Below are 22,692 nucleotides of genomic sequence, written 5' to 3' on the forward strand. Positions count from 1 at the left end.
CCGGAGGCAGAGGGACAGGGGAATTCGCTGAATCCTTATCCGCGAAGGAGTTTGGACAACTCGTCCAATACGCTCGCGTCCTCGATGGTCGACGGGACCGTGTACTCCTCGTTGTCGGCGATCTGCCGCATGGTCTTGCGGAGGATCTTGCCGGAACGAGTCTTCGGTAGTGCGGCGACGACGGTGACGTCCCGGAACGTGGCGACGGCACCGATCTGGTCTCGCACCCGCGCGACCAGTTCCTGTCGGAGTGTTTCGGGATCGATGTCGACGCCGGACTTGAGCACGACATAACCGCTCGGCCGTTGCCCCTTGAGTTCGTCGTGAATGCCGATGACCGCGCATTCGGCGACAGCCGGGTGGCCGGCGACGACGGCCTCCATGCTTCCGGTCGAAAGGCGATGTCCGGCAACGTTGATCACGTCGTCACTTCGTCCGAGCACGAAGACGTAGTTGTCCTCGTCGATGTACCCGGAGTCGCCGGTGAGGTAATACCCTTCGAAAGTCGACAGGTAGGACTTCACGTACCGGTCCTCGTCACGCCACAGTCCGGCGAGTGTTCCGGGAGGAAGCGGCAGGCCGATCACGATGTTGCCCTCGGTGCCCGGACCCACGAGTTCGCCCTTGCCGTCGACGATTTCGACGCGGTATCCGGGGCAGGCGACGGTGGGTGAGCCCGCTTTGATCTCCATGGGTTCGAGGCCGCGCAGATTCGCGCAGATGGCCCAACCGGTTTCTGTCTGCCACCAGTGATCGACCACCGGGCGATCGAGAATCCGAGTAGCCCACTCGTAGGTGTCGGGATCCAAGCGCTCGCCGGCCGCGAAGAGTGTGTCGAGCGACGAGATGTCGTACTTGGCAAGCTCTTTTGCGTCCGGGTCGGCCTTGCGGACCGCGCGGATCGCTGTCGGAGCGGTGAAGAGTGCCGACACGTTGTATTCGGAAATGATGCGCCAGAACGCACCGGCGTCGGGGGTGCCGACGGGCTTGCCTTCGTACATGACCGTCGTGGCTCCGGCGAGCAACGGTCCGTAGACGATGTAGGAGTGGCCGACCACCCAGCCGACGTCGGAGGCGGTCCACCACACCTGTCCTGGGCTGATGTCGTACAGATTCTTCATGGTCCACGTCAGCGCAACGGCATGGCCACCGTTGTCCCGGACGACGCCCTTGGGCTTACCGGTCGTTCCCGAGGTGTAGAGGATGTAGAGCGGATCCGTCGCGGCGACCGACACCGGGTCGGCCGGGGTGGCGTCGGCGATCAGCTCGTCCCAGTCGAACCAGGCTGCGGCACTTGACTTGTAGTCGGAAGCTGCACCGGGAATCTGCTCGCGATTCTTCACGATCACGGTGTGCGCGGGAGTGGCGGACAGTTGCAGAGCCTTCTCGACCATCGGCAGGTACTCGATTGTTCGTCCGGGTTCGAGGCCGCCGGACGCCGTCACGAGCACCACTGGACCGGCGTCGTCGATACGGGTTGCGAGCTCCTTGGCCGCAAAGCCGCCGAACACCACCGAATGCACCGCGCCGATTCGCGCACACGCGAGCATCGCGATCGCAGCCTCGGGGATCATCGGCATGTAGATGATCACGCGGTCGCCCGCCACCACACCCTGATCTTTCAAGACGCCGGCGAAGAGTGAGACCTGCTCGAGCAATTCGGCGTAGGTGTACGTGGCCTTGGTGGGGACCATCGCGGAGTCGAAGATCAACGCGGTCTGATCGCCGCGGCCGTCGCGGACGTGCCGATCGAGGGCATTGAAACTGGTGTTGAGCGAAGCATCCGGGAACCAGCGATAGATCGGCGCGGCAGAATCGTCGAGAGCCTTCGTGGGGGCGACATCCCAGTCGACGGCCCGCGCAGCGTCGAGCCAGAACTTCTCCGGCTGATCCATGCTCTCGCGATATGCGTCGGCATACGTGGTGTGGGACGCCTGCTCGGAAGAGCTCATCGACGTGTGTCCTCTCGTGAACTTCGCTTACCGGTGACCTGAAACACCTTAGGTCACCGTCAGTGCGGTGCGCCTCAGTAGCGGTGCGGGTACCGTCCCTTTGCGCCGGGCGGGCCTGTCCCGTCGGCCAGTGGCGCGCAGGGGTGGGATAGGGCAGGGACTGAAAGGGGGGATCGATGTGACAGGTGCAGCGCAACGCGCAGGCTTCTGGGGAGTCCTCGCTCTGCGTGACTTCCGACTTCTGTGGACCGGCGACGCAGTCAGCGGTATCGGAAACGGTGTCACGACCGTCGTACTGCCGCTGATCGCGCTTCGCGAACTGGACGCGAGTAGCTTCCGGATCGGTGTGCTGGCATCGGCAGTGTGGTTGCCGTGGTTGATCGTCGGACTACCAGCCGGTGCCTGGATCGACCGGCTGCCTCGGCGCCCGATCATGATGATCGCGAACGCTGCGTGCGCGCTGTTCTTCGCGAGCATCGCGATCGCCGGCTTCCTGGAGGCGATGACATACGGCCACCTGCTCCTGGTCGCGCTGCTCACCGGTACAGCCACCGTCTTCTTCCAGGCGGCCTATCACTCGTATCTCCCCACGGTGCTCGCCGAAGCGGATCTTGTCGAAGGGAACTCGAAGATTCAGGGCGCCGAGGCCGCAACTCGGGTGATCGGCCCAAGCGTCGGTGGGCTGGTGGTTGCAACTGTCGGGCTCGCGGCCGGTCTGGTTGTCGACGCGTTCACGTTCGCCTTCTGCTTCGTATGCATCTGGCTGATTCGTGTGCAGGAGACCGTCCATCGCGGACAGAATCAGCGAGAACCGTTGCGACGCCAGATTGCGCTCGGACTGCGATTCGTCGCCGGTGATCCGTATCTGCGGTCGATCGTCGTCTACGGCACTCTGCTCAATTTCGGTCTCACCGGGTACTCCACGATCCAGATCGTGTTCCTGGAAAAGACGGTTGGCGTGGGGGAGTTCGGACTCGGGCTTCTCCTGGCGATTGCCGGGGTGGGCGGAATTGTCGGATCGATGATCGCGCGCCCGCTCGGCCGCAGATTCGGCACTGCCCGAAGCGTTCTCACCTGTCAGTTGGTGACGGGACCGTTCATCCTGTTAGCACCTCTGACGACGTACGGTGCCGGCCTGTTCTGGTTCTGCATCGGCGGCATGGTGATGGTTGCGGGCGTCGTGTCGTGCAACGTGGTGCTCGGCAGTTTCCGTCAAAGTTACTGTCCGCCGGACCGCCTCGGACGAGTGGTGGCAACGAGTATGTTCTTGCTGCACAGCAGCATTCCGCTCGGTGCGCTGACGGCAGGCTACCTCGGCGACGCAGTGGGACCGCGCGGGACGATGTGGATCATGGCCTGCCTGATCGCGCCGTGCGGATTGGTCCTGCTCTTCAGCCCGCTCCGCGGGATCCGCGATCTACCGAGTCGGCCTGCGGTCCCACTGCGGTAGAGGATTACTGCGGTAGAGCTGCGGCGGACTCTTCGCTTCGAATCGCGATGCGAAGTGTCGCGAGCATGAACAGTGACACTGCGAAACCGAAAAGCGCGCCGAACTGGTCCTGCGTGAACAGATAAACCTGCGTCACCAGGAGACTCACGATGAGGGATGCACGCAGGAGTCTCAGGGCTCGCAGGTACGGACCGCGGAAGAGGAACCACACTCCCAGAACCACAAGAACTCCGGTTGCGACGGTGGAGATCTGGACCACCAGGTCGGAGACGTCGTCGGCCTCGACGACGTTCTCGGAAACCAACGCGTAGATCACCTGGACAATCGCCAGAAGAGCCTGCAGTACGAACAGGGTCAGTACCAGTCGGCGGACGACCCGGTGCCGGAGCAGTTCCTCGGCACGGTGGAAGAACGCGTTGCGGCCACGAGTGATCTTCGATTCGATACCGCCGGTCGGCGGAGTCTGTGAATGCAGGCCGGCTTTGATCGAATCGACGAGGTCGGTGAGGCTGCGGTCTTCGACGCCGTCGAGTACGCGGAGGGCGTGGTTGTACTGGATCTCGTCGAGCTGACCGAGAGCGAGGTCCGAGAGCGCTCGCGCCCCGATGGCGAGCCGATGACGATCATTCATTCCGCGCCGAATCACCACCTCGCGCGCGGCAAGATAGAAGAGAACGAAGACGACGTACATGATCGCGATGGCAGGCTGGTAGAAGTAATCGACGTCGGCGGTGACGAATTTTCCGACCTCGTCAATGAAGAGACCGAACCCGATTCCGCCGACGAGCGTGGCCAGGTCACGCGTGCGAGAGCCTTCGGTGATGGCGGTCGCCACGATGGCTACGGCCATCAGCAATCCGCCCCAGAGAACGTGTGCGATGTGGAGGGCGCCGCCCCCGATCTGGGGATAGCCCGTTGCCGCCAGATATGCGCGGGTGATCAGCACGGTGGCGATGCCCGCGAACAGGAACAATTCGAAACGAGCGAGTGCCGCGCGGTCGTAACTGTGCGGCAGCGTCAGCGCATTCCGGTCCTTCGTCGTCATTGCGGAACTCCCAGGTTTCGATAGCGCGCGATACGGGAGGACTGGCGATCGGTGTCCGACTCTTCGGCAAGCACGAAGAGTTCGTGCGCTATCGCAGCCCCTACCCTCTTGGAGAATTCCACGGGTTCGTCGGCCGCGTCAGGCGTTTCGGGAATGATCGCGTCGATCACGCCGTCTCGAAGCAGATCCAACGAACGAATGCCCTGCGCTGCCGCCATCTCCGGTGCGTGACTGATGTCGCGATGGACGATCGCGCTTGCGCCTTCCGGCGGCAGGGGAGCGAGCCACCCGTTCTGTGCCGCGAGTACCCGATCGGCGGGCAGCAGCGCGAGCGCCCCGCCGCCTGTTCCCTGGCCGAGCAACACCGACACTGTCGGGGTCTTCAGCGTCACGAGGTCGGCGATGCAACGGGCGATCTCAGGGGCCAGTCCACGTTCTTCAGCTTCTTTGGACAGCGACGCGCCCAAAGTGTCGATCACGAGGACAAGCGGGAGTTGTAGTTCTTCGGCAAGTTTCATGCCCCGTCGCGCTTCCCTGAGCGCGGCCGGTCCCATCGTGGTGAGCGCGGATTGGCCACTGCGGTCTTGGCCGAGCAGGATGCACGGAAAGCCTCGGAAGCGGGCGAGCGAGAGCAAGATCGTCTTGTCGGTTTCACCCTGCCCGGTGCCGCTGAGCGGTACCTGTTCAGTTGCGGCATGGCGGAGCAACTGCCGGATGCCGGGTCGATCGGCCCGGCGCGAGAGCATCACCGACTGCCAGGCGGGAACATCGGGAATCTCGGGTGAGGGAATCGGGTCCGTGGCCGCCGGGGCCGGGGGATCGGTGAGCACGCACAACGCTCGGTTGACCAGCAGACGGAGGCGGTCGACGGGGACGACGCCGTCGATCACGCCGTTGCGATACAAGTTTTCGGACGTCTGGATACCGTCGGGAAACTTTTCGCCGTACAGCGATTCGTAGACACGGGGTCCGAGGAATCCCACCAGAGCACCGGGTTCCGCGACGGTGATGTGGCCGAGGGATCCCCACGAGGCAAAGACTCCGCCGGTGGTGGGATTGCGCAGGTAAACCAGGTAGGGCAGGTGTGCCGCTTTGTGAACAGCCACTGCCGCAGCGATCTTCACCATCTGAACGAAGGCGACGGTGCCCTCCTGCATCCGCGTTCCGCCGGAGGTGGGCGAGGCGAGCAGCGGGAGTTGTTCTGCCGTAGCACGTTCGACGGCGGTCACGATCCGCTCGGCCGCGGCGACTCCGATGGAACCGGCGAGAAAGCTGAATTCACAGGCAATTACCGCGACCCGACGGCCCCGAACCGTACCCACACCGGTGACGACGGACTCGTCAACTCCGCTCTTCTCGCGGGCCTTCGCCAGGTCTTCCGCGTATTTCGCGCCAGGTCCGACGTCGACGGGCGGGGAGTCCCAAGAGACGAAGCTCTCGGGATCGAGTACCGCAGTGAGTAGTTCTTCGGCCGAGATTCGCACAACGTCCTCCAAGTAAGCAGCACCCCGTCCAGGATGAACCTACCTGGACGGGGTGCTGCCGGGATCGTGTGGCGTCAGTTGTGTGCCGGATAAATCAGCGTCCGAACGCCTCTTTCCACGAAACGACCTTGCCGATGCGAAGGATGGAGCGCTGGTAGATCTTTGCCGCGATCATCGACAGCGCAGCGGTCACCACCAGCATCAGCAGAATCGTTCCCACGATCTGGAACGGAGAAGCAACACCGGCGGAAATGCGCAGGGGCATGAGGATTGCCGAGAACGGCGGAATCCAACTCAACACGTTGCTCAGGGTTCCTTCTGGATTGCTCACCGAAACGAAAGCCACGCTGACCATTGCCATGACGAGCAGCGCGAGAGGCATCGCGGTGGCGTTGACGTCCTCCTGTCGCGAGACCATGGACCCGGCCGCGGCGTACAGCACGGCGAAGAAGAGGAAGCCGAGAATGAACCACCCGAGAGTGCCGAACAGAACGCCGATTGCGGTGCCCGTCACGGTCAGGACGCCCGTCGCCAGTCCGGTGGCGACGCCCGCGACGGCATAGGCAGCCATCTGCATCAGGCCGACAGCACCGATTCCGAGAACCTTGCCCCACAACAACTGCAGTGGACGGAGAGTGGAGAGCAGCAACTCGACGACACGGCTGGACTTCTCCTCGACGACGCCCATCGCCACGTACGTTCCGAACAACAGGATCTGCATGTACAGGAGCACCACAGCAGCGATCGACATCGCTATACGTTGGCCCTGTTCGGGATCCGGGGGATCGATGGCATCGATGGTGACCACTGCGGTGGACGTGGCTTCGGCGAGCTGAGCCGGGTCGATCCCCGCAGCGGAAAGCGCATTCGATTGTGCCTGCTGTACAACTGAACTCTCGATGACGGCCCGCAGATTCGTGGCTACTTCCTTCTTGGTCACGACAGTGACGCCGCCGCCCGATCCAGCGATCACGGCCACGTCGAGGTCGCCGTCCTTGACTTGATCACGCGCGGTGCCGTCGTCGGAAACCTCCGTTACCGTCACCGGATTTCCGAGGGTGTCGCCGATGGACACCATCGTGGCACTGAGTGATTGGTTGCCGACCAAGCCGATCTTCGACTTGTCCTCGTCGCCGCCGGAGAAGAGCGAGAAGGCGATGATGCCGCCGATGATCGCGACCAGAATGATGACGTTGCTGATCACAAAACTCTTCTTCGAGATCTGCGTCATGAATTCGCGTCGGGCGACCAGCCCGATGGCTCGACCTCCGCTCAACTGGTTGCTCATGCGGCTACTACCTCTCGGAACAGATCGGTCAGTGACGGACGTCGTAGCGTGAACTCGTGCACCGGTCCGGTTTTCAATGCTGCGTGCAGGATCTGCTGATCGTCGGCCGTGCCGTCGACGCTCAGGAGCGTTCGGCCGTCGAGGTGGCTCAGTGTGGTGACACCGATCAGATGGTGTGCCCAACCGACCGGCGCGTCAGGGGCGAAGACTTCGATTCGGCCGTCGCCCTTGCCTCGTAGCTCGTCGACGGTTCCGATCTCTCGCATGCTGCCGCGGCTGATGATGCCCACGCGATCGCACAGGCGCTCCACCAGATCCAGCTGATGGCTGGAGAAGATTACGGGAACGCCGGTGCGAGCCTTCTCGACCAGCACGTCACTCATGACATCGACTGCTACGGGGTCGAGGCCCGAAAACGGTTCGTCCAGAACGAGTACCGATGGGTCGTGAACCAGCGCCGCCGCGAGCTGCACACGTTGCTGATTACCGAGGGACAGGGAATCGACGGTGTCCTTGACGCGTTCGGCGATGCCCAGACGTTCGGTCCACCGCTCAGTGGCCGCGTGCGCGTCGGCCTTCGACAGTCCGTGTAGCTCGGCCAGATAGGAAAGTTGCGCTCCCACCTTCATCTTGGGGTAGAGGCCGCGTTCCTCCGGCATGTATCCGATAGTGCGACGCACGTCGAGGTCGACGGGTTTGCCGCCGAGGCGAACTTCTCCCGAATCTGCTCCGAGCACACCCAGCGCAATGCGCATCGTGGTCGTCTTGCCGGCGCCGTTGCTGCCGACGAATCCGAAGATCTCGCCTGGGCGCACTTCGAAACTCAGGTTGTCGAGTGCGACGACGTCGCCGTAGCGTTTCGAGATGCCGTCGATCGTGAGGGTGGCTGACATGGGTCCTTCCCATCGGTCGAGTGGTGCGCTTCGGTAATACGGGTCAGAGATCGAACTCTTCCGAATCAATCGGATCCGGGTCTGGATTGGTCCACGAGAGAATCATCGCGGGCGTGCACGCGCCGATCAGCATTGCAGTCAGTGCCAATAAACCTCCCGTGTAAGGCAGCCTCTCTACATTCCACTGCACCGACGAGGTGAAAATGAGGAAAATGGCGACAATGAAGACCAACGTTTGGGTCACGCTGAGCCCGACGGAGCGAGCGTCGTTGCGTTGCTGGATCTCCCATTCGTCCAACGCCTGCCGCGGAGCATCCCCTTGCCGGCCCGACACGATTTGAAGTGAGGACCACGTCGGCAGGAACAGCAGGGTGAGGACCGGCCATGCCACGGCGAAGAGCGGATTGAACAGGCATGCTGTGCTGACGGCAACCATCGTGGTGAACAGGACCGCCAGGGCGACGACGAGTACGCGCCGACGTCGACGGGTTCGCCAATTCGGGAGCCAATGTCGGAACGTCTCCTCGTTCTGCAGGAACCGCCGAGTGCGGTGGGCCTGGTAGCGGTCGATCAGATTTGATTCAGGCACTTGGCTTTTCACTCCCCTCGGTAGTGCGGTCAGATCGGTAGACCTCCGTCGACGGTGCATTCCGGTAGACCTCCGTCGACAGCGGCCCGAACTCCGTCCGGGAGAACACCGCCTCCACCGGGAGGTCGAACACCCAGCAGATTCGGAATGCAAGATCCAGGCTGGGGTAGTGGTCACCGCGTTCGAGTGCCCCCACCGTCTGCGGATTCACGTCGACGAGTTGCGCAAGCTGTGCCCGGCTCATCTTCCGCTCGGCGCGAAGCACTCCGATGCGATTGAAGATGGGGAGCGCGTCTCCCCGCCGGACTGGGCTCATGCATCAAAGTGTTGTAAAAACCCAACAGTTTGTCAACACGAACCGCGATTGTTCCGCTTCTGGGGCGTGCCGGCGGATAAGGTTCGGGCAACGGAAGGGGCTTGGCATAGTGGTCGAACAGTTGGTGCTCGAAGAGTCCGGCCTGGTCGTGCAGGTGCGCGAGGATGGTAGCTACTGCGTGGGACCGCAAGGGCGCGAAGCGGTCTGGCGCGATCCGATGGAGAAGGGTGCAGTCATCGGTATCGGGCAGCACACTCCGGGGGATGTGGAAGGCGAATCGTGGTGGGTCGTGTACGGCCAGTCGGACATCGGGGCGGACGTCACCGTTCGACTCGAGGACGGGTCGCACGTGCCGGTTTCGCGCCTCGGTGAGATCTTCGCCAGTGAATGGGTGAGTACCCCGCAGCAGGCGTTGCTGTACCGGTCCGATCGCCCGGTGGAGTCGCAGCCCACTAAACTGTCTGTGCTGTTCGCCAGGCCGAAGTTCATGCCCAAGGCGGCGTTTCCGGAGAATGATCGCTTGTAGTTGAAGCGAGCTGCCGTCGGGAGGCTGGCAGCCATTTTCTCGAAACATTACGGTACGTACTGTACTGTTTTGGAATGACAACTTGGCCGAACGACCTCGCAGTAGTGCAAGTGCGCGTAGCGCGACCCACCGACAGGCTCGACGACGTGATTGCGTTCTATCGCGACTGTCTGGGATTGCCAGAGCTCTACCGGTTCTCCGGTCATGCCGGGTACGACGGAATCATGCTGGGTCTGCCGGATTCGAACTATCACCTCGAATTCACGACCCACGAAGACGGAAGCCCGTGCCCGGCGCCGACGCAGGACAACCTGTTGGTGCTCTACTTCGCCGGCGAGTCGGCGATGTACGAGGTAGTTCAGAGGTTGGGGGAAGCAGGGCACGAACCCGTTGGCGCCGAGAATCCGTACTGGGAGGAGAATGCGGGGATGACTTTCGAAGATCCCGACGGCTGGCGTCTGGTGCTCATGCCGCGGCCGGTGCTGTAGATGGTGCGCGCCCGCGACGAGCGGATCGACGACGCCGTTCTGGCGGCAACCCTGGAGTTGTTGGGGAAGAACGGATATGCGGAGCTGTCGATTGGTTCGGTGGCGACGAGAGCGGGCGTGCATCGACCCGCCATCTACCGGAGATGGCCGTCGAAGCGGCATCTGGTGGTGGACGTCGTCGTGGCGCACATCGGCACTGATCCAACGCCGGACACCGGCGATCTCAGGGCAGACCTGGTCGCCGGCATCACGACATTGGTTGTGGGGCTGAGCGAAACGGTAGTCGGGCGGATCCTGCCCGCGTTGGTCGCGGATCTGGCGGCGGACCCGGAATTGGCGCGGGATTTCCAGTCGGCATTCTTTCAGCCTCGACGCGATTCCACTGCGGCAGTGCTGGAATCGGCGCGCCTACGCGGCGACATACGGAGCGACTTCGACCTGGACTTCGTCCTGGACGCGCTGGCGTCGCCGATCTATTACCGAGCGTTGTTCCGTCACTTACCGCTGGACGCGCTCCTGGCCGAGCAGTCCGTCGATTCTGTGCTGCTGACGTTGACTCCCCACGAAAATTCTTGAAGCCGTTTCGATTCAGTTCAATTCGACTGGATCAGGCCCGACACGGCTGTCGGTGTTCAGCGCTGCGATGGCCGCTGACTCGTCGGCATCGAGTGCGAAGTCGAAGATTGCGGCGTTGTCGCGCATGCGTGCAGGCGTGACCGACTTCGACAGAACGGTGTGACCCTGTTCGAGATGCCAGCGCAGAATTATCTGTGCCGGGCTCTTGCCGTGTGCTGCAGCAATTTTCCCGATGGCCGGGTCGTCGAGGATGGTTCCTTGTCCCAATGGGCTCCAAGCCTCGATTTCGATGCTGCGACTCTGGGCGTACTCCCGAGAAGTGTGCTGTTGCAGTCTGGGGTGCAATTCGATCTGGTTGACGGCCGGGGTGGTCGCGCTGTGCTGGGCCAGCAGTTCGAGGTGCTCGGGCAGGAAGTTGGACACGCCGATCGCACGGGTGCGGCCGGAGGCGAGAATTTGCTCGAATGCCGCCCAGGTCTCGACGAACAGGCCCTTTGCCGGCGCGGGCCAGTGAATCAGATAGAGGTCGACGTAGTCGAGTCCGAGCTTGTCGAGGCTGGTGTCGAAAGCGGCGAGTGTTCGGTCGTGGCCCTGATCGTCATTCCACAGCTTGGTGGTGACGAACAGCTCTGACCTAGGGATATCCGAACCTGCGATGGCGCGGCCGACCCCGGCTTCATTTCCGTAGATCGCGGCCGTGTCGATGTGGCGGTAGCCGATCTCGAGAGCTGCGGCAGTGACCTCTTCGGTCTGTGCGTCCGGTACCTGGAAAACGCCGTACCCGAGTTGCGGGATGGTGATCGGCTCGCCGGTGGTTCCGTGAGTCAGTGTGCGGTCGGGGATCGACAACATTGAAGAGTGCCTTTCGGGACTGGGATGTGGCAGCTCGACGGGGGATCATGTCATCCGCGGGCCACCTATGCCGCGCATGCAACTATTGCGTGCGCCTGATAAATAGTTGCACACGCGGGTTGTCTGCGCAAGCAGAGTCGATCGGCTACTCCTCGAAGAGCTGTCCGTTCTCCATTCTCCACCGGCGCGTGCTTCGGGTGGACTGCAGCATGCGTCGATCGTGAGTGACCAGAAGGAGGGTTCCCTCGAACGACTCCATTGCCTGCTCGAGCTGTTCGATCGCCGGAAGGTCGAGATGGTTCGTCGGCTCGTCCAGTACCAGTAGGTTCACGCCGCGAGCCTGGAGCAAAGCAAGTGCAGCCCTTGTTCTCTCGCCGGGGGACAGGGAAGCGGCAGATCTGAGTACGTGGTGTCCGCGCAGGCCGAACTTGGCGAGGAGAGTGCGGACATCGGCATCGGGCCAGTCCGGAACCTGCGCACCGAAGGCCTCCACGACTGGTTGATCACCTTCGAACAATCCACGCGCCTGATCGATCTCACCGATCGCGACACCGGAACCCAGCGACGCGATGCCCTCGTCCGGGACGAGTTTGCCGAGCAGGACGTTCAGGAGGGTGGTCTTGCCTGCCCCGTTCGCGCCCGTGACGAGAATCCGATCGCCCCAGTCGATCTGCGTCGTGACCGGACCGAACGTGAACTGACCGCGAGTTACCTTGGCGCCGTTCGTGGTTGCGACAACGGAACCGGACCGCGGCGCCGCCGCGATCTCCATGCGAAGTTCCCACTCCTTGCGCGGTTCCTCGACGACTTCGAGTCGCTCGATGCGGCGTTGAGTCTGGCGGGCCTTCGCGGCTTGCTTCTCCGTCGACTCGGTCCGCAATCCGCGTCCGATCTTGTCGTTGTCCTTGGCTTTACGACGCGCGTTGCGGACGCCGTGTTCCATCCAGTTGCGCTGCATCTGTGCGCGATCTTCGAGATCGGAGCGGGTGCCTGCGTATTCCTCGAACGCCTCGCGTGCGTGCTGGCGGGCGATCTCGCGTTCGGCGAGGTACGACTCGTAGCCGCCGTCGTACACGGCGATGTCCTGTTGTGCCAGATCGAGTTCCACGATTCCGGTGACGGTGCGCGAGAGGAACTCGCGATCGTGGCTCACGACAACCAGTGCTGCGCGCGTCTCGGCGACAAATCGCTCCAACTGCTCGAGACCGCGTAGGTCGAGATCGTTGGTGGGCTCGTCCAACAAGAGAATGTCGTAGCGCGAAAGCAACAGTGACGCGAGGCCGGCGCGCGCGGCCTGACCGCCGGACAATGCCGTCATATGTGCATCGAGTGGAACTCCGAGACCGAGTTCTTCGACCACCTTCTCGGCGCGCTCGAGCAGGTCGGCGCCGCCGAGAGCGAGCCAGCGTTCCAGTGCCGGGGAGTACAGATCCTCTTCGGCTTCGGCCAGGGTTTCGGCTGCGGCGTTCATGACTTCCTCGGCGTGGGCGACGCCGGTGCGGCGGCCGAGGAACTCGAGGACGGTCTCACCCTCGATGCGATCGGGTTCCTGCGCGAGGTAACCGACCGCAGCATCCGGCGGGCTGAGGATGATCGAACCTTCGACGTCGGCGGTTCCGATTCCGGCCAGTGCGGTGAGAAGCGTCGACTTGCCGGCGCCGTTCGCGCCGACGAGGCCGATGACGTCGCCGGGGGCAACGGTGAGGTCGAGGTCGGAGAACAGGGTGCGTTCTCCCCGGGAAGCAGAGAGGCCGCTGATGCGCAGTGTTGCAGTCACCTGAGAAGTATCCCCGGTGCTGTGCGCCTTTATTAACCGCGGGCGGTTAATAAAGGCGCACAGCAGTCAGCCACGGACCAGGTGATACCAGCACGGATGTGCCGCACGGACCGGAAGTGGCGATTCACTCACGTCCGCGGCCATGCTCGAGGCCATCGACCAACCGTCGAATGCTCGCATGACGTCCTCCTCCGAGACGCCGTGTGGCATCGGCCAACGGTGCCCCGGTCCGAATGCGAACATCACCATGGACGCCCCGGGTGCGGTGATCGCGTTTACGGATCTCCCGTAGTCCCGCCGTTGATGATCGGTGAGCCCGTGAAAACAGCCGATGTCGAGCACCAGCATGTGCCCGCCGTCGACGGCAATGTGCAGGTCTGCCGCGTCCTCGTGGAGGAACCGGACGTCGACGTGTGCTTCACGCGCGTGTATGCGCGCTTTGTCCAGCGGTTCCTGTTCGGCGTCGACGCCGGTGACGTGCCACCCGCGTTGCGCCAGCTCGATGGAATGGCGTCCGGTGCCGCAACCGATATCGAGTGCACGGCCACCTTCCGGGACGGGAATCGCATCCAGAAGGCCGGACAGTTGAGCGTCGAACCCGTGCCCGGTGTGCTCCCACGGAGTGACGCCGACCTTGTAGGCGAGACGATATCCGAGATTCATCGCTCTCTCTTTTCTCGAGGCGATTCGATTACTTGTATTCCAAGGTAGACCGGCATTTCGGGTGCGACAAGGGTGCGAAGAGGAGGTTCGGTGGGGAATGCCTCCTGGCACCCGTGCGTTGGATCCACATATGACCGAGACCAACGATGTGACCTCTGTACCGACCATTGTTCTGAACGACGGTAAGACGATCCCCGCACTCGGATTCGGTGTGTTCCAGGTTCCGGACGACGAGACGCAGGAAGCCGTCTCCACAGCCCTGAAGACCGGCTACCGCAGTATCGACACCGCCAAGATCTATGGCAACGAGGTGGGCGTCGGCCGCGCGATCGCCGAATCCGGCATCGCCCGCGAAGACCTCTACATCACGACAAAACTGTGGAACGACGACCAAGGCTACGACTCGACGCTTGCGGCATTCGACGCGAGCCTCGACAAGTTGGGTCTCGAGTACCTCGACCTGTACCTGATCCACTGGCCGGTTCCGTCCAAGGACCTGTACGTCGAGACGTTCAAGGCATTCCAGAAGCTCAAGGCCGACGGACGGGTTCGATCCATCGGCGTCTCCAACTTCACCATCGAGAACCTCGAGCGCGTCATCGGCGAAACCGGTGAGGTGCCGGTCCTCAATCAGATCGAGCTTCACCCCAAGTTCAACCAGGCAGAACTGCGCGCCTTTCACACCGGCAAGGGAATCGCGACGGAAGCGTGGAGCCCGCTCGGACAGGGAACCGTTCTCGGCGACCCCGTCATCACCGCTATCGCCGACGCTCATAGCGTCACCGCGGCTCAGGTGATCATTCGCTGGCACCTGCAGATCGGAAACGTGGTGATTCCGAAGTCGGTGACCCCCGAACGTATCGCCGCCAACTTCGATGTCTTCGGATTCGAACTGACACCGGAACAGATCAACGCAATCGGTGCTCTCGACGACCCGGCCGGCCGCATCGGCCCCGACCCGGTCACGCTCGGCAGCTAGTACTTCCGGCAGACCCACAAACGGCACTCCCACAATTGCGGGAGTGCCGTTTTGTCGTGCGAGGTCAGTTCAGGTGTGTGCGATGTTCTGCGGTGAATGCGATGTGCTCGTCCGCGCGTCCGGTGCGGAGCTTCTCGACCCACTCGGGATCGGCGAGCAGCGCGCGCCCGATGGCAACCATGTCGAATTCACCCCTCTCGTACTGAGCTTCGAGACGCTCCAGTCCGGTGACAGCAGATGCAGCTTCGCCGGTGAATGCCGTCGTGAACACGGAATCGAGTCCGACCGAACCGACGGTGATGGTCGGCAACCCGGTCAGCTTCTTCGTCCAACCGGCGAGGCCGAGTGTGCCGTCTTCACCGTCGAGTTCAGCGAATGCCGGTTCCCAATGACGCCTCGTGGACGGATGCAGAACGTCGACGCCGGCGTCGACCAGGGGAGTGAGGATGCGGCCGAGTTCTGCCGGGCTCTGGGCGATACGAGCGTCGTAATGGCCGGACTTCCACTGCGAGAATCGGTAGACGATCGCGAACTCGTCCCCGACGGCCTCTCGGATTGCGGCGACGACCTCGGCCGGGAAACGGGTGCGGGCCTCGAGTGATCCGCCGTATCCGTCGGTTCGGACATTGGTTCCCGCCCAGAGAAATTCGTCGAGCAGGTAGCCATGTGCTCCGTGCAACTCGAGACCGTCGAAGCCGGTGTTCTTCGCGTTGAGTGCGGCGTCGACCCACGATTGCTTCAAGTCGTCGAGGTCAGAGGTGGTGAATTCTCGTCCCAGGCGGGTGCCGTCCAGTGCCAGGCCGGAGGGGCTGACGGTTTCGACCTCGGGGTTCAGGCGCGAGTTCTCGCCGCGTTCGACTCCGAGGTGCCACAGCTGAGGAATGATCGATCCGCCTTCGGCGTGGACGGCGTCGACAACCGACTTCCAGCCACCCAGGCTCGAATCGCCGTAGATGCGCGGTACGCGGGTGTGCGGGCCGGCTGCCGGGTCCGGGATGTACGTGCCTTCGGTGATGATCAAGCCGACACCACCTGCTGCGCGACGACGGTAGTACTCGGCTACGTCGGCGCCGGGGATTCCGTCCGGCGAGAAGGCGCGCGTCATCGGGGCCATGGCGAAACGGTTACGCAACGAGAGTGATTTGACCTCGAAAGGCTCGAAGAGGCCGCGCAACGCGGAGGCCTCGGGTGCTGTCGATGTGTCGGGAAGAGTCACGGGTTTGTTCAACGCGGCGGACCCTCGACCTATTCCGCCGCCTGACTTTATCTCACCGAAATCTGCAAAAGGTTGCGTACGTTCGGTTTTCGATAGATGCTCACGTCGACCACACTTAGTTTGTGCATTAACTATTAACATGCGATATGGTCGTGCGGAAAGTTCTTGAGGCGGTATCGAGCACGAAAGAGGACGCGCGAGCATGACGACAACGGTGCCGGACGAGCGGACCGGAGAGTTGGAGCCGATTCCGGAGCGGCCGTACCCGAAGCGCCGTGATCCCAAGGGGTCGTGGATGTTCGACATGATCAAGACCACCGATCACAAGAAGATCGGGATCATGTACATGATCACGGCTTTCGTGTTCTTCCTGATCGGCGGCCTGATGGCCCTGTTCATGCGTGCGGAACTGGCTGTCCCCGGGATGCAGTTCCTCTCGAACGAGCAGTTCAACCAGTTGTTCACCATGCACGGCACGATCATGTTGCTGCTGTACGCGACGCCCGTCGTTTTCGGCTTCGCGAACTACATACTTCCGCTGCAGATCGGTGCCCCGGACGTGGCGTTCCCGCGTCTGAACGCATTCGGGTTCTGGCTCTTCACTTTTGGTGGTCTCATCGTTCTCGGCGGATTCCTCACGCCGGGCGGCGCTGCCGACTTCGGTTGGACCGCGTACACCCCGTTGTCGGGTGCGGTGCACAGTCCCGGCGTCGGCGCCGACCTGTGGGTCTTCGGTCTGACGGTCGGTGGCCTCGGCACCATTCTCGGTGCGGTCAACATGATCACCACCGTGATCTGCCTGCGCGCACCAGGTATGACGATGTTTCGGATGTCCATCTTCACGTGGAACATCTTCATCACCAGCATTCTGATCTTGATGGCGTTCCCGTTGCTGACCGCTGCGTTCATGGGTCTGTTCGTCGACCGTCACCTCGGTGGACACATCTTCGACCCTGCGTCGGGTGGAGTTCTGTTGTGGCAGCACCTGTTCTGGTTCTTCGGTCACCCCGAGGTGTACATCATCGCGCTGCCGTTCTTCGGCATCGTCTCGGAGATCTTCCCGGTCTTCAGCCGTAAGCCGATCTTCGGGTACACCGGATTGGTCTATGCGACACTGGCGATTTCAGCTCTGTCGATCGCGGTGTGGGCTCACCACATGTACGCGACGGGTGCTGTTCTCCTGCCGTACTTCTCGTTCATGACGTTCCTGATCGCCGTGCCGACAGGTGTGAAGATCTTCAACTGGATCGGCACGATGTGGAAGGGGCAGTTGACCTTCGAGTCGCCGATGCTGTTCTCGGTCGGCTTCCTGATCACCTTCCTCTTCGGTGGTCTGTCGGGTGTCATTCTCGCGAGCCCGCCGATCGACTTCCATGTCACCGACACGTATTTTGTCGTCGCCCACTTCCACTACGTGGTCTTCGGTACGGTCGTGTTCGCCACGTACGCCGGTATCTACTTCTGGTTCCCGAAGATGACCGGTCGCATGATGGACGAGCGTCTCGGCAAGTGGCACTTCTGGACCACGTTCGTCGGTTTCCACGGCACGTTCCTCGTTCAGCACTGGCTCGGCGGCGAGGGGATGCCGCGTCGCTATGCCGACTACCTGCCCTCGGACGGGTTCACGGTGCTGAACTCGGTGTCCACGATCTTTGCCTTCGTGCTCGGTGCCTCGACGCTTCCGTTCATCTGGAACGTTTTCAAGAGCTACCGCTACGGCGAAGTTGTCACCGTCGACGATCCGTGGGGTTACGGAAACTCGCTGGAGTGGGCAACCACCTGCCCGCCGCCGCGTCACAACTTCACCGAGTTGCCGCGCATCCGCAGTGAGCGCCCGGCGTTCGAGCTGCACTACCCGCACATGGTGGAGCGAATGAGGGCGGAAGCGCACGTGGGTCTCACCGGGCAACCCACGTCGACGTTGGAGAAGAGTGACGATCATCGCCAGATTGATTAGTGCAATAATAGTTGCTGCACTAATTAATCTGATAACATCGGATTCATGACGACGAAGGCTCCGCAGACGCAGATGGATGATCCGCTGGCTCTCGACCGGCAGGTGTGCTTTGCACTTGCGGTCGCGAACCGGGCGGTGCTGTCCGTCTACCGGCCACTGCTCGAGCCGATGGGCCTCACGCATCCCCAGTACCTGGTGATGCTGGCACTGTGGGGAAAGTCGCCGATGGCGGTCAAGGAAATCGGGCAGGCACTGCAACTCGATTCGCCGACGCTGTCGCCGCTCCTCAAGCGACTCGAGGCGTCCGGGCTGATCACGCGAACCCGTAGCCGCGCCGACGAACGGCAACTGGACGTGGACCTCACCGAAGCCGGTGTGGCACTGCGCGCGGAGGCGGAGAAGATCCCGCCGGCGGTTGTCGCGAAGCTCGGCGTCAGCCTCGCCGAACTCGAAGAACTCCACAATGTTCTGACGCGGGTCAACGAGGCCGCGCTCCGCGCCGGAGCCTTGGACCAATGAGAGAAATGTGATGACTGCATCCGAAAGAAACGTGATGACTGCGTCAGTACCGTCGATGCGTACCGAACAGGTGACTTCCGTGACTTCCAAAAAGCAACGTACGAGCCCGAATCCTCTTCAGTGGTTGGGTTATTCAGTGGGGCGCAAACTGCCCGATTCGATGCAGGACTGGGTACGAAACGACCTGATCGGTGACTGGGCCGTGCCGCGTCACCTGATCCGAAGCATGGTGCCGTTCATTCCAGTGTTCGCGGCCTTCATGCTCTTCCCCGGACCGTGGGCCCTGCGGGCATCGATGGTGCTGCTCGGAGTGCTTCTGGCACTGTTCTATTCGGTCTCCTACATGGCTCAGAACAGGTCGCGCCGCCTCGAGCGTCACGGTTTGCCTTCCGACCTCGAGAACCCGAAGAAGATCTCGCGCCACGACGCCGAGAAGGCCGCCTACGAGAAGTTGCACGGCGGCCCCGCGACGTAGACACCTCGGTCACATGCCGTGGAGGGTGCTGCCGCCGTTCATCTCACAGACGCGTTGCTCCACGGTCGCCGAGAAGCCCCCTTCTGGCTCGGTCGAACGAAGAGCCGATTCGACATTTTGCTCGACCAGATATCCGTTGATCGCGATTGCCGCGGTCGAACCTGCCGCCGCAGCATTGATTACCTGAGCGCGAGGGTCGACGACGTTGCCGGCGCCCCAGACGCCCGGAACGCTGGTGGCGCCGGAACGATCGACAGCCACGAATCCCGTGGGGCTGGTTTTGCAGCCGAGTCGCGTCAGATGTGCGTCGTTCGGAACGAAACGTGGCGCAACGAACAATGCTGAGCGAGGGACCAACTGGCCGTTGTCGAGTTCGACGGCCCTCAGTTCGCCTCTCTCACCGATCAATCCAGATACCGATCCGTCGGCAACCGTCACCCCACGCGCAGCCAGTCGCGCGCGTTCGTCGGGGGTGAGCGAGATCTTGTGGGGGAAGAACGTCACATCCGACGACCACTGTCGGAGTAGAAGCGCCTGGTGAAGTGACATCTCCCGAGCGTCTGCGCCGAGAATGCCGATCGGTTGGTCGCTGATCTCGTACGCATGGCAGTACGGGCAATGGAGCACGCTTTGTCCCCAAAGCTCCTGGATGCCTGGTATTTCCGGGAGTGAATCCCGTAGACCGGTGGCAACCAGCACAGTACGAGTTTCGAGCGTCGTGCCTCCTGAAAGTTCGACGACAAAGCCGGGTTCGATACCGCGCCAGGAGATGTCGACTACGTCATCTTGTGTCAATTCCACTCCGTACGTCTGCAATTCGCTGCGTCCGACGGCGAGCAACTCACGTGGCGCCATGCCGTCGCGCGAGAGGAAGCCGTGCATGTGTGCTGCCGGTGCGTTGCGCGGTTTGCCGGAATCGATGACGGCGACCGAGCGCCGAGCACGACCCAACACCAGGGCTGCGCTGAGTCCGGCGGCGCCACCGCCGACGATCACGGCGTCGAGGATCTCAGTTTCAGTGTGTGTTCGCATGAGCACAGATTGCTCGCGGAGGGGGTTCTTCAGCAACTAATGTTGCCATTTCTGGGAATCGCCGTCAGACTCGGCACCATGAATGTCAACGGTCCGCACATCGATGCCGCCATCTCGCAGATCGGCGCGCGCCTCAAACGCATTCGTACACAGAGGAACGTCACACTCACAGCGCTGTCCGAGTCCACCGGTATTTCGAAGAGCACCCTGTCGAGGCTCGAAGCGGGGGAGCGTCGCCCGAGCTTGGAGTTGCTGCTTCCGATCGCGCTTGCCCACCAAGTGCCGTTGGACCAACTGGTGGCGGCACCGCAGGTCGCCGATCCACGCATCCAGAGTGCGCCTCGAAGCGTCAGTGGGCGAACGGTATTGCCGCTGACTCGGCAACCGGGTGGGTTGCAGGCATTCAAGATGACCATCCCGGCAAGCCAGACGGAACCGGATCCCCAAGTGCACGACGGCTACGAATGGCTGTACGTGTTGTCGGGGAGGTTGCGGTTGGTGTTGGCCGATCACGACATCGTGATGGGTACGGGTGAAGCTGCTGAATTCGACACCCGAAACCCGCATTGGTTCGGCAGTGACGGGCGCGGCCCGGTCGAGGTACTGAGTCTGTTCGGCCCCCAAGGAGAACGCATCCACGTTCGGGCCAGGCCTTCGGCGAAGTGACGGACAGTCATACTTTCATTCGATGCTGCCGGAAGCGAAGAGGATAGTGAGGGTCTGTGCGAATCGAAATTGACGACCTGAGTCGGGATGCGGTCCGTGCTCTACTCACCGAACATCTCGCCGACATGCACGCGACCTCGCCCTCGGACAGCGTTCACGCGCTGGACGTCACGGGGCTGATGGATATCTCTGTGACCATGTGGACGCTGTGGAGCGAAGGTGACGAGCTACTCGGTTGCGTCGCACTCAAGGAACGGTCGTCGGCGGGCGGCGAGATCAAGTCGATGCGAACGTCATCGGCAGCAAGGGGGCGTGGCGTGGGAACGCGACTTCTTCAACACGTCGTGGACGAGTCGAGACAACGAGGTTACCGGCAACTCGAATTGGAGACCGGTACGCAAGAGTTCTTCGATCCAGCTCGCCGGTTGTACGCGAAATTCGGGTTCGTGCCTTGTCCACCGTTCGGGAACTACCGCGAAGACCCGAACAGCGCATTCTTCGTTCTCACCTTGTGAGCAGCTCGCACGCTACAGCATCTTGGCTGTGATGCGTCGTACTGCACTGTCGGAGTCCATGATTGCGGTGTCGAGCACCAGCCGTTCCGTAGTCCACGGCTCGTAGTCTCGATCCAGAATTTCCTGCCACGTCGGTAGTACGAGATCCGGGATGTCGACGACTCGCCGTTCAGCGCGTCTGCGATGCTCGTCGGGATCCGAACAGATGACCTCGACACCGAGCAGGCGCGCCGAATTATGTTGTGCGGTAGCGGACCAGGCGTTTCGTGTCGCCTCGACGGGGTTGACGCATTCGACCACGACCGAAAGTCCCAGTCGCAATTGTTCGGCGGCGAGCGCGTACCCGGTGATGTATCCGGCGGTCCCGGACCCGTCAGCGATACCGCTGCGGATCAGCGCCTGTTCGATGGTATCGATCCGCACGAAGGGGATTTGGTGACGCTGCGCAAGCGCCCGCGCGATCGTCGACTTGCCGGTGGCCGGCAAACCACCGATCACGACCAGCGTTGCGCGAGTCGATGGCTGGGGGTTGTGTCCGGCATCCACCATCCCCGAAATGTACGGGGCGTTGTCGATTTACGTGAACTCGCCCCGTACTCTGCTCAGTTCGAGATCGCGAACTCTCGTGCTTCGAACGCCAGATCGTCGGCGGCGGATTCCATTCGTGCCGTCGCGCGGTTGGGTGCTGTCAGCACTGCGACAATCGGAACTGCCAACGCCAGCAGGCCGAGAACGAAGACAGGGAAGAGGAACGAGAACACTTCGAGTCCCTGTGGCGCCGGGGCTGCCGCGTCGTGAACAACCTCGACAGCGGCCATTCCGGTGTAGTGCATACCGACGACAGCGATGCCCATGATGATTCCGGCGACAAAACGCAGAATCGTGGACTCGAGCACCATGGTGAACCACAGTGCAGCGGTTCCGGCGACGACTGCGATGAGAACCGACAGTGCAACGAAGAGCAGGTCGTAGTGGATCTCGCCCTGAAAGCGCAAGGCGCGCATGCCCGTGTAATGCATGATGTTCACGGCGAGACCGGTTACCACGCCCCCGATCAGAAGCCGCGTCCAGCGAAATTCGGTCCCGATGATCAGCAGGCCGACAAACACGGCCCCTACTGAGATGATCGCGGAGATCACGGTCCATCCGAGGTTGTATCGAATGGGACTGCCGGGGACCGCGAAGCCGAGCATGGCGATGAAATGCATGAGCCAGATGGCGACGCCACCGATCGACAAGGCAGCCATGGCGAGCCATCGCATGCGTGTGGCGGTTGTCGTCGCCGACGCTGAATGCCTGGTGCACGCCAGGCCGACTACCGACCCGACCACGGACACGACGTAGGCGAGTCCGAGCAGCCAGATTCCCATCGAGAAATGGTGCATTTCATCCGACATGCCAGTTCCTTTCGGCGACGATTCGCATCTGGTGATT

At 62.3% G+C, this 22,692-nt stretch carries 24 protein-coding genes; 10 read left to right on the top strand and 14 right to left on the bottom strand.

From position 1 onward, the window contains the following. Window positions 1-35: 35 nt before the first annotated feature. Complete coding sequence (locus QM609_RS14520) at window positions 36-1,952, bottom strand: propionyl-CoA synthetase (protein ID WP_003940009.1); 1,917 nt, start codon at window positions 1,950-1,952, stop codon at window positions 36-38. A gap of 178 nt (window positions 1,953-2,130) precedes the next feature. On the opposite strand from QM609_RS14520, the gene QM609_RS14525 reads away from it, so the two are divergent. Then, window positions 2,131-3,402, top strand: coding sequence for an MFS transporter (locus tag QM609_RS14525; protein WP_050654693.1), 1,272 nt, complete (start codon window positions 2,131-2,133; stop codon window positions 3,400-3,402). Window positions 3,403-3,406: 4 nt separating this feature from the next. Here QM609_RS14525 and QM609_RS14530 read toward each other — a convergent pair whose 3' ends face one another. The 6 genes from QM609_RS14530 to QM609_RS14555 all read right to left on the bottom strand — a co-directional run bounded on the left by QM609_RS14530 (window position 3,407) and on the right by QM609_RS14555 (window position 9,017). Further along, complete coding sequence (locus QM609_RS14530) at window positions 3,407-4,447, bottom strand: hypothetical protein (protein WP_007733419.1); 1,041 nt, start codon at window positions 4,445-4,447, stop codon at window positions 3,407-3,409. Continuing rightward, entirely contained in the window at window positions 4,444-5,931 is a 1,488-nt protein-coding gene (locus tag QM609_RS14535; RefSeq protein WP_003940141.1) for an acetyl-coenzyme A carboxylase carboxyl transferase subunits beta/alpha, read from the bottom strand. The genes QM609_RS14530 and QM609_RS14535 overlap by 4 nt, the downstream gene beginning before the upstream one ends. Before the next feature lie 94 nt (window positions 5,932-6,025). Beyond that, window positions 6,026-7,219, bottom strand: coding sequence for an ABC transporter permease (locus QM609_RS14540; RefSeq protein ID WP_283337300.1), 1,194 nt, complete (start codon window positions 7,217-7,219; stop codon window positions 6,026-6,028). Further along, window positions 7,216-8,112, bottom strand: a complete 897-nt coding sequence (locus tag QM609_RS14545; protein ID WP_003939757.1) for an ABC transporter ATP-binding protein — start codon at window positions 8,110-8,112, stop codon at window positions 7,216-7,218. The genes QM609_RS14540 and QM609_RS14545 overlap by 4 nt, the downstream gene beginning before the upstream one ends. 43 nt (window positions 8,113-8,155) lie before the next feature. Beyond that, on the bottom strand, window positions 8,156-8,701 hold the full coding sequence (locus tag QM609_RS14550) for a hypothetical protein (RefSeq protein ID WP_003939943.1): 546 nt from the start codon (window positions 8,699-8,701) through the stop codon (window positions 8,156-8,158). Next, window positions 8,694-9,017, bottom strand: coding sequence for a helix-turn-helix transcriptional regulator (locus QM609_RS14555; protein ID WP_003940147.1), 324 nt, complete (start codon window positions 9,015-9,017; stop codon window positions 8,694-8,696). Before QM609_RS14555 ends, QM609_RS14550 begins: the two co-directional genes overlap by 8 nt. A gap of 109 nt (window positions 9,018-9,126) precedes the next feature. On the opposite strand from QM609_RS14555, the gene QM609_RS14560 reads away from it, so the two are divergent. The 3 genes from QM609_RS14560 to QM609_RS14570 all read left to right on the top strand — a co-directional run bounded on the left by QM609_RS14560 (window position 9,127) and on the right by QM609_RS14570 (window position 10,607). Further along, window positions 9,127-9,543 (top strand): hypothetical protein, encoded by a 417-nt coding sequence (locus tag QM609_RS14560; protein WP_003940252.1) that lies wholly within the window; start codon window positions 9,127-9,129, stop codon window positions 9,541-9,543. Between the two features lie 74 nt (window positions 9,544-9,617). Beyond that, window positions 9,618-10,031: a VOC family protein gene (locus QM609_RS14565; RefSeq protein ID WP_021332241.1), complete on the top strand. Its 414-nt coding sequence runs from the start codon at window positions 9,618-9,620 to the stop codon at window positions 10,029-10,031. After that, on the top strand, window positions 10,032-10,607 hold the full coding sequence (locus tag QM609_RS14570) for a TetR/AcrR family transcriptional regulator (RefSeq protein ID WP_003939856.1): 576 nt from the start codon (window positions 10,032-10,034) through the stop codon (window positions 10,605-10,607). A 12-nt stretch (window positions 10,608-10,619) separates the two neighbouring features. Here the strand turns inward: QM609_RS14570 and QM609_RS14575 are convergent, their stop codons facing one another. The 3 genes from QM609_RS14575 to QM609_RS14585 all read right to left on the bottom strand — a co-directional run bounded on the left by QM609_RS14575 (window position 10,620) and on the right by QM609_RS14585 (window position 13,899). Next, on the bottom strand, window positions 10,620-11,459 hold the full coding sequence (locus QM609_RS14575; protein ID WP_003940402.1) for an aldo/keto reductase: 840 nt from the start codon (window positions 11,457-11,459) through the stop codon (window positions 10,620-10,622). A 145-nt stretch (window positions 11,460-11,604) separates the two neighbouring features. Further along, complete coding sequence (locus QM609_RS14580; RefSeq protein WP_030535395.1) at window positions 11,605-13,236, bottom strand: ABC-F family ATP-binding cassette domain-containing protein; 1,632 nt, start codon at window positions 13,234-13,236, stop codon at window positions 11,605-11,607. A 66-nt stretch (window positions 13,237-13,302) separates the two neighbouring features. Then, window positions 13,303-13,899, bottom strand: a complete 597-nt coding sequence (locus tag QM609_RS14585) for a class I SAM-dependent methyltransferase (protein WP_050654692.1) — start codon at window positions 13,897-13,899, stop codon at window positions 13,303-13,305. 130 nt (window positions 13,900-14,029) lie between these two features. Here QM609_RS14585 and QM609_RS14590 point away from each other — a divergent pair, with 130 nt between their 5' ends. Then, the gene (locus QM609_RS14590; RefSeq protein ID WP_050654691.1) at window positions 14,030-14,878 is read left to right on the top strand and encodes an aldo/keto reductase; all 849 of its coding nucleotides are present in this window, start codon (window positions 14,030-14,032) and stop codon (window positions 14,876-14,878) included. A 64-nt stretch (window positions 14,879-14,942) separates the two neighbouring features. On the opposite strand, the gene QM609_RS14595 is transcribed toward QM609_RS14590, so the two are convergent. After that, entirely contained in the window at window positions 14,943-16,094 is a 1,152-nt protein-coding gene (locus QM609_RS14595) for an NADH:flavin oxidoreductase (protein WP_007733403.1), read from the bottom strand. 202 nt (window positions 16,095-16,296) lie between these two features. Here QM609_RS14595 and ctaD point away from each other — a divergent pair, with 202 nt between their 5' ends. The 3 genes from ctaD to QM609_RS14610 are packed head-to-tail and all read left to right on the top strand — an operon-like array spanning window position 16,297 to window position 19,045. Next, on the top strand, window positions 16,297-18,051 hold the full coding sequence (ctaD, locus tag QM609_RS14600) for an aa3-type cytochrome oxidase subunit I (protein WP_020970441.1): 1,755 nt from the start codon (window positions 16,297-16,299) through the stop codon (window positions 18,049-18,051). Between the two features lie 45 nt (window positions 18,052-18,096). Next, window positions 18,097-18,570, top strand: a complete 474-nt coding sequence (locus QM609_RS14605) for a MarR family winged helix-turn-helix transcriptional regulator (protein WP_003939892.1) — start codon at window positions 18,097-18,099, stop codon at window positions 18,568-18,570. Window positions 18,571-18,625: 55 nt separating this feature from the next. After that, window positions 18,626-19,045 (top strand): DUF5313 family protein, encoded by a 420-nt coding sequence (locus tag QM609_RS14610; RefSeq protein ID WP_042451127.1) that lies wholly within the window; start codon window positions 18,626-18,628, stop codon window positions 19,043-19,045. A gap of 9 nt (window positions 19,046-19,054) precedes the next feature. Here QM609_RS14610 and QM609_RS14615 read toward each other — a convergent pair whose 3' ends face one another. After that, window positions 19,055-20,083 carry an NAD(P)/FAD-dependent oxidoreductase gene (locus tag QM609_RS14615; RefSeq protein ID WP_076948411.1) on the bottom strand — a complete coding sequence of 343 codons (1,029 nt, stop codon included), beginning with the start codon at window positions 20,081-20,083 and terminating at the stop codon, window positions 19,055-19,057. Between the two features lie 33 nt (window positions 20,084-20,116). Between QM609_RS14615 and QM609_RS14620 the strand changes: the two genes are divergently transcribed. Both QM609_RS14620 and QM609_RS14625 read left to right on the top strand, forming a co-directional pair. Then, window positions 20,117-20,743 (top strand): helix-turn-helix domain-containing protein, encoded by a 627-nt coding sequence (locus QM609_RS14620; RefSeq protein ID WP_081377535.1) that lies wholly within the window; start codon window positions 20,117-20,119, stop codon window positions 20,741-20,743. 56 nt (window positions 20,744-20,799) lie between these two features. Then, on the top strand, window positions 20,800-21,258 hold the full coding sequence (locus tag QM609_RS14625; RefSeq protein ID WP_007727787.1) for a GNAT family N-acetyltransferase: 459 nt from the start codon (window positions 20,800-20,802) through the stop codon (window positions 21,256-21,258). A gap of 12 nt (window positions 21,259-21,270) precedes the next feature. Here the strand turns inward: QM609_RS14625 and QM609_RS14630 are convergent, their stop codons facing one another. Continuing rightward, window positions 21,271-21,807 (bottom strand): P-loop nucleotide/nucleoside kinase family protein, encoded by a 537-nt coding sequence (locus QM609_RS14630; protein ID WP_050654689.1) that lies wholly within the window; start codon window positions 21,805-21,807, stop codon window positions 21,271-21,273. Between the two features lie 53 nt (window positions 21,808-21,860). Next, complete coding sequence (locus QM609_RS14635; protein WP_003939865.1) at window positions 21,861-22,655, bottom strand: MHYT domain-containing protein; 795 nt, start codon at window positions 22,653-22,655, stop codon at window positions 21,861-21,863. Window positions 22,656-22,692: the final 37 nt, after the last annotated feature.

It is taken from the genome of Rhodococcus sp. IEGM 1302 (assembly GCF_030056935.1).
Lineage (GTDB): Bacteria > Actinomycetota > Actinomycetes > Mycobacteriales > Mycobacteriaceae > Rhodococcus_F > Rhodococcus_F qingshengii.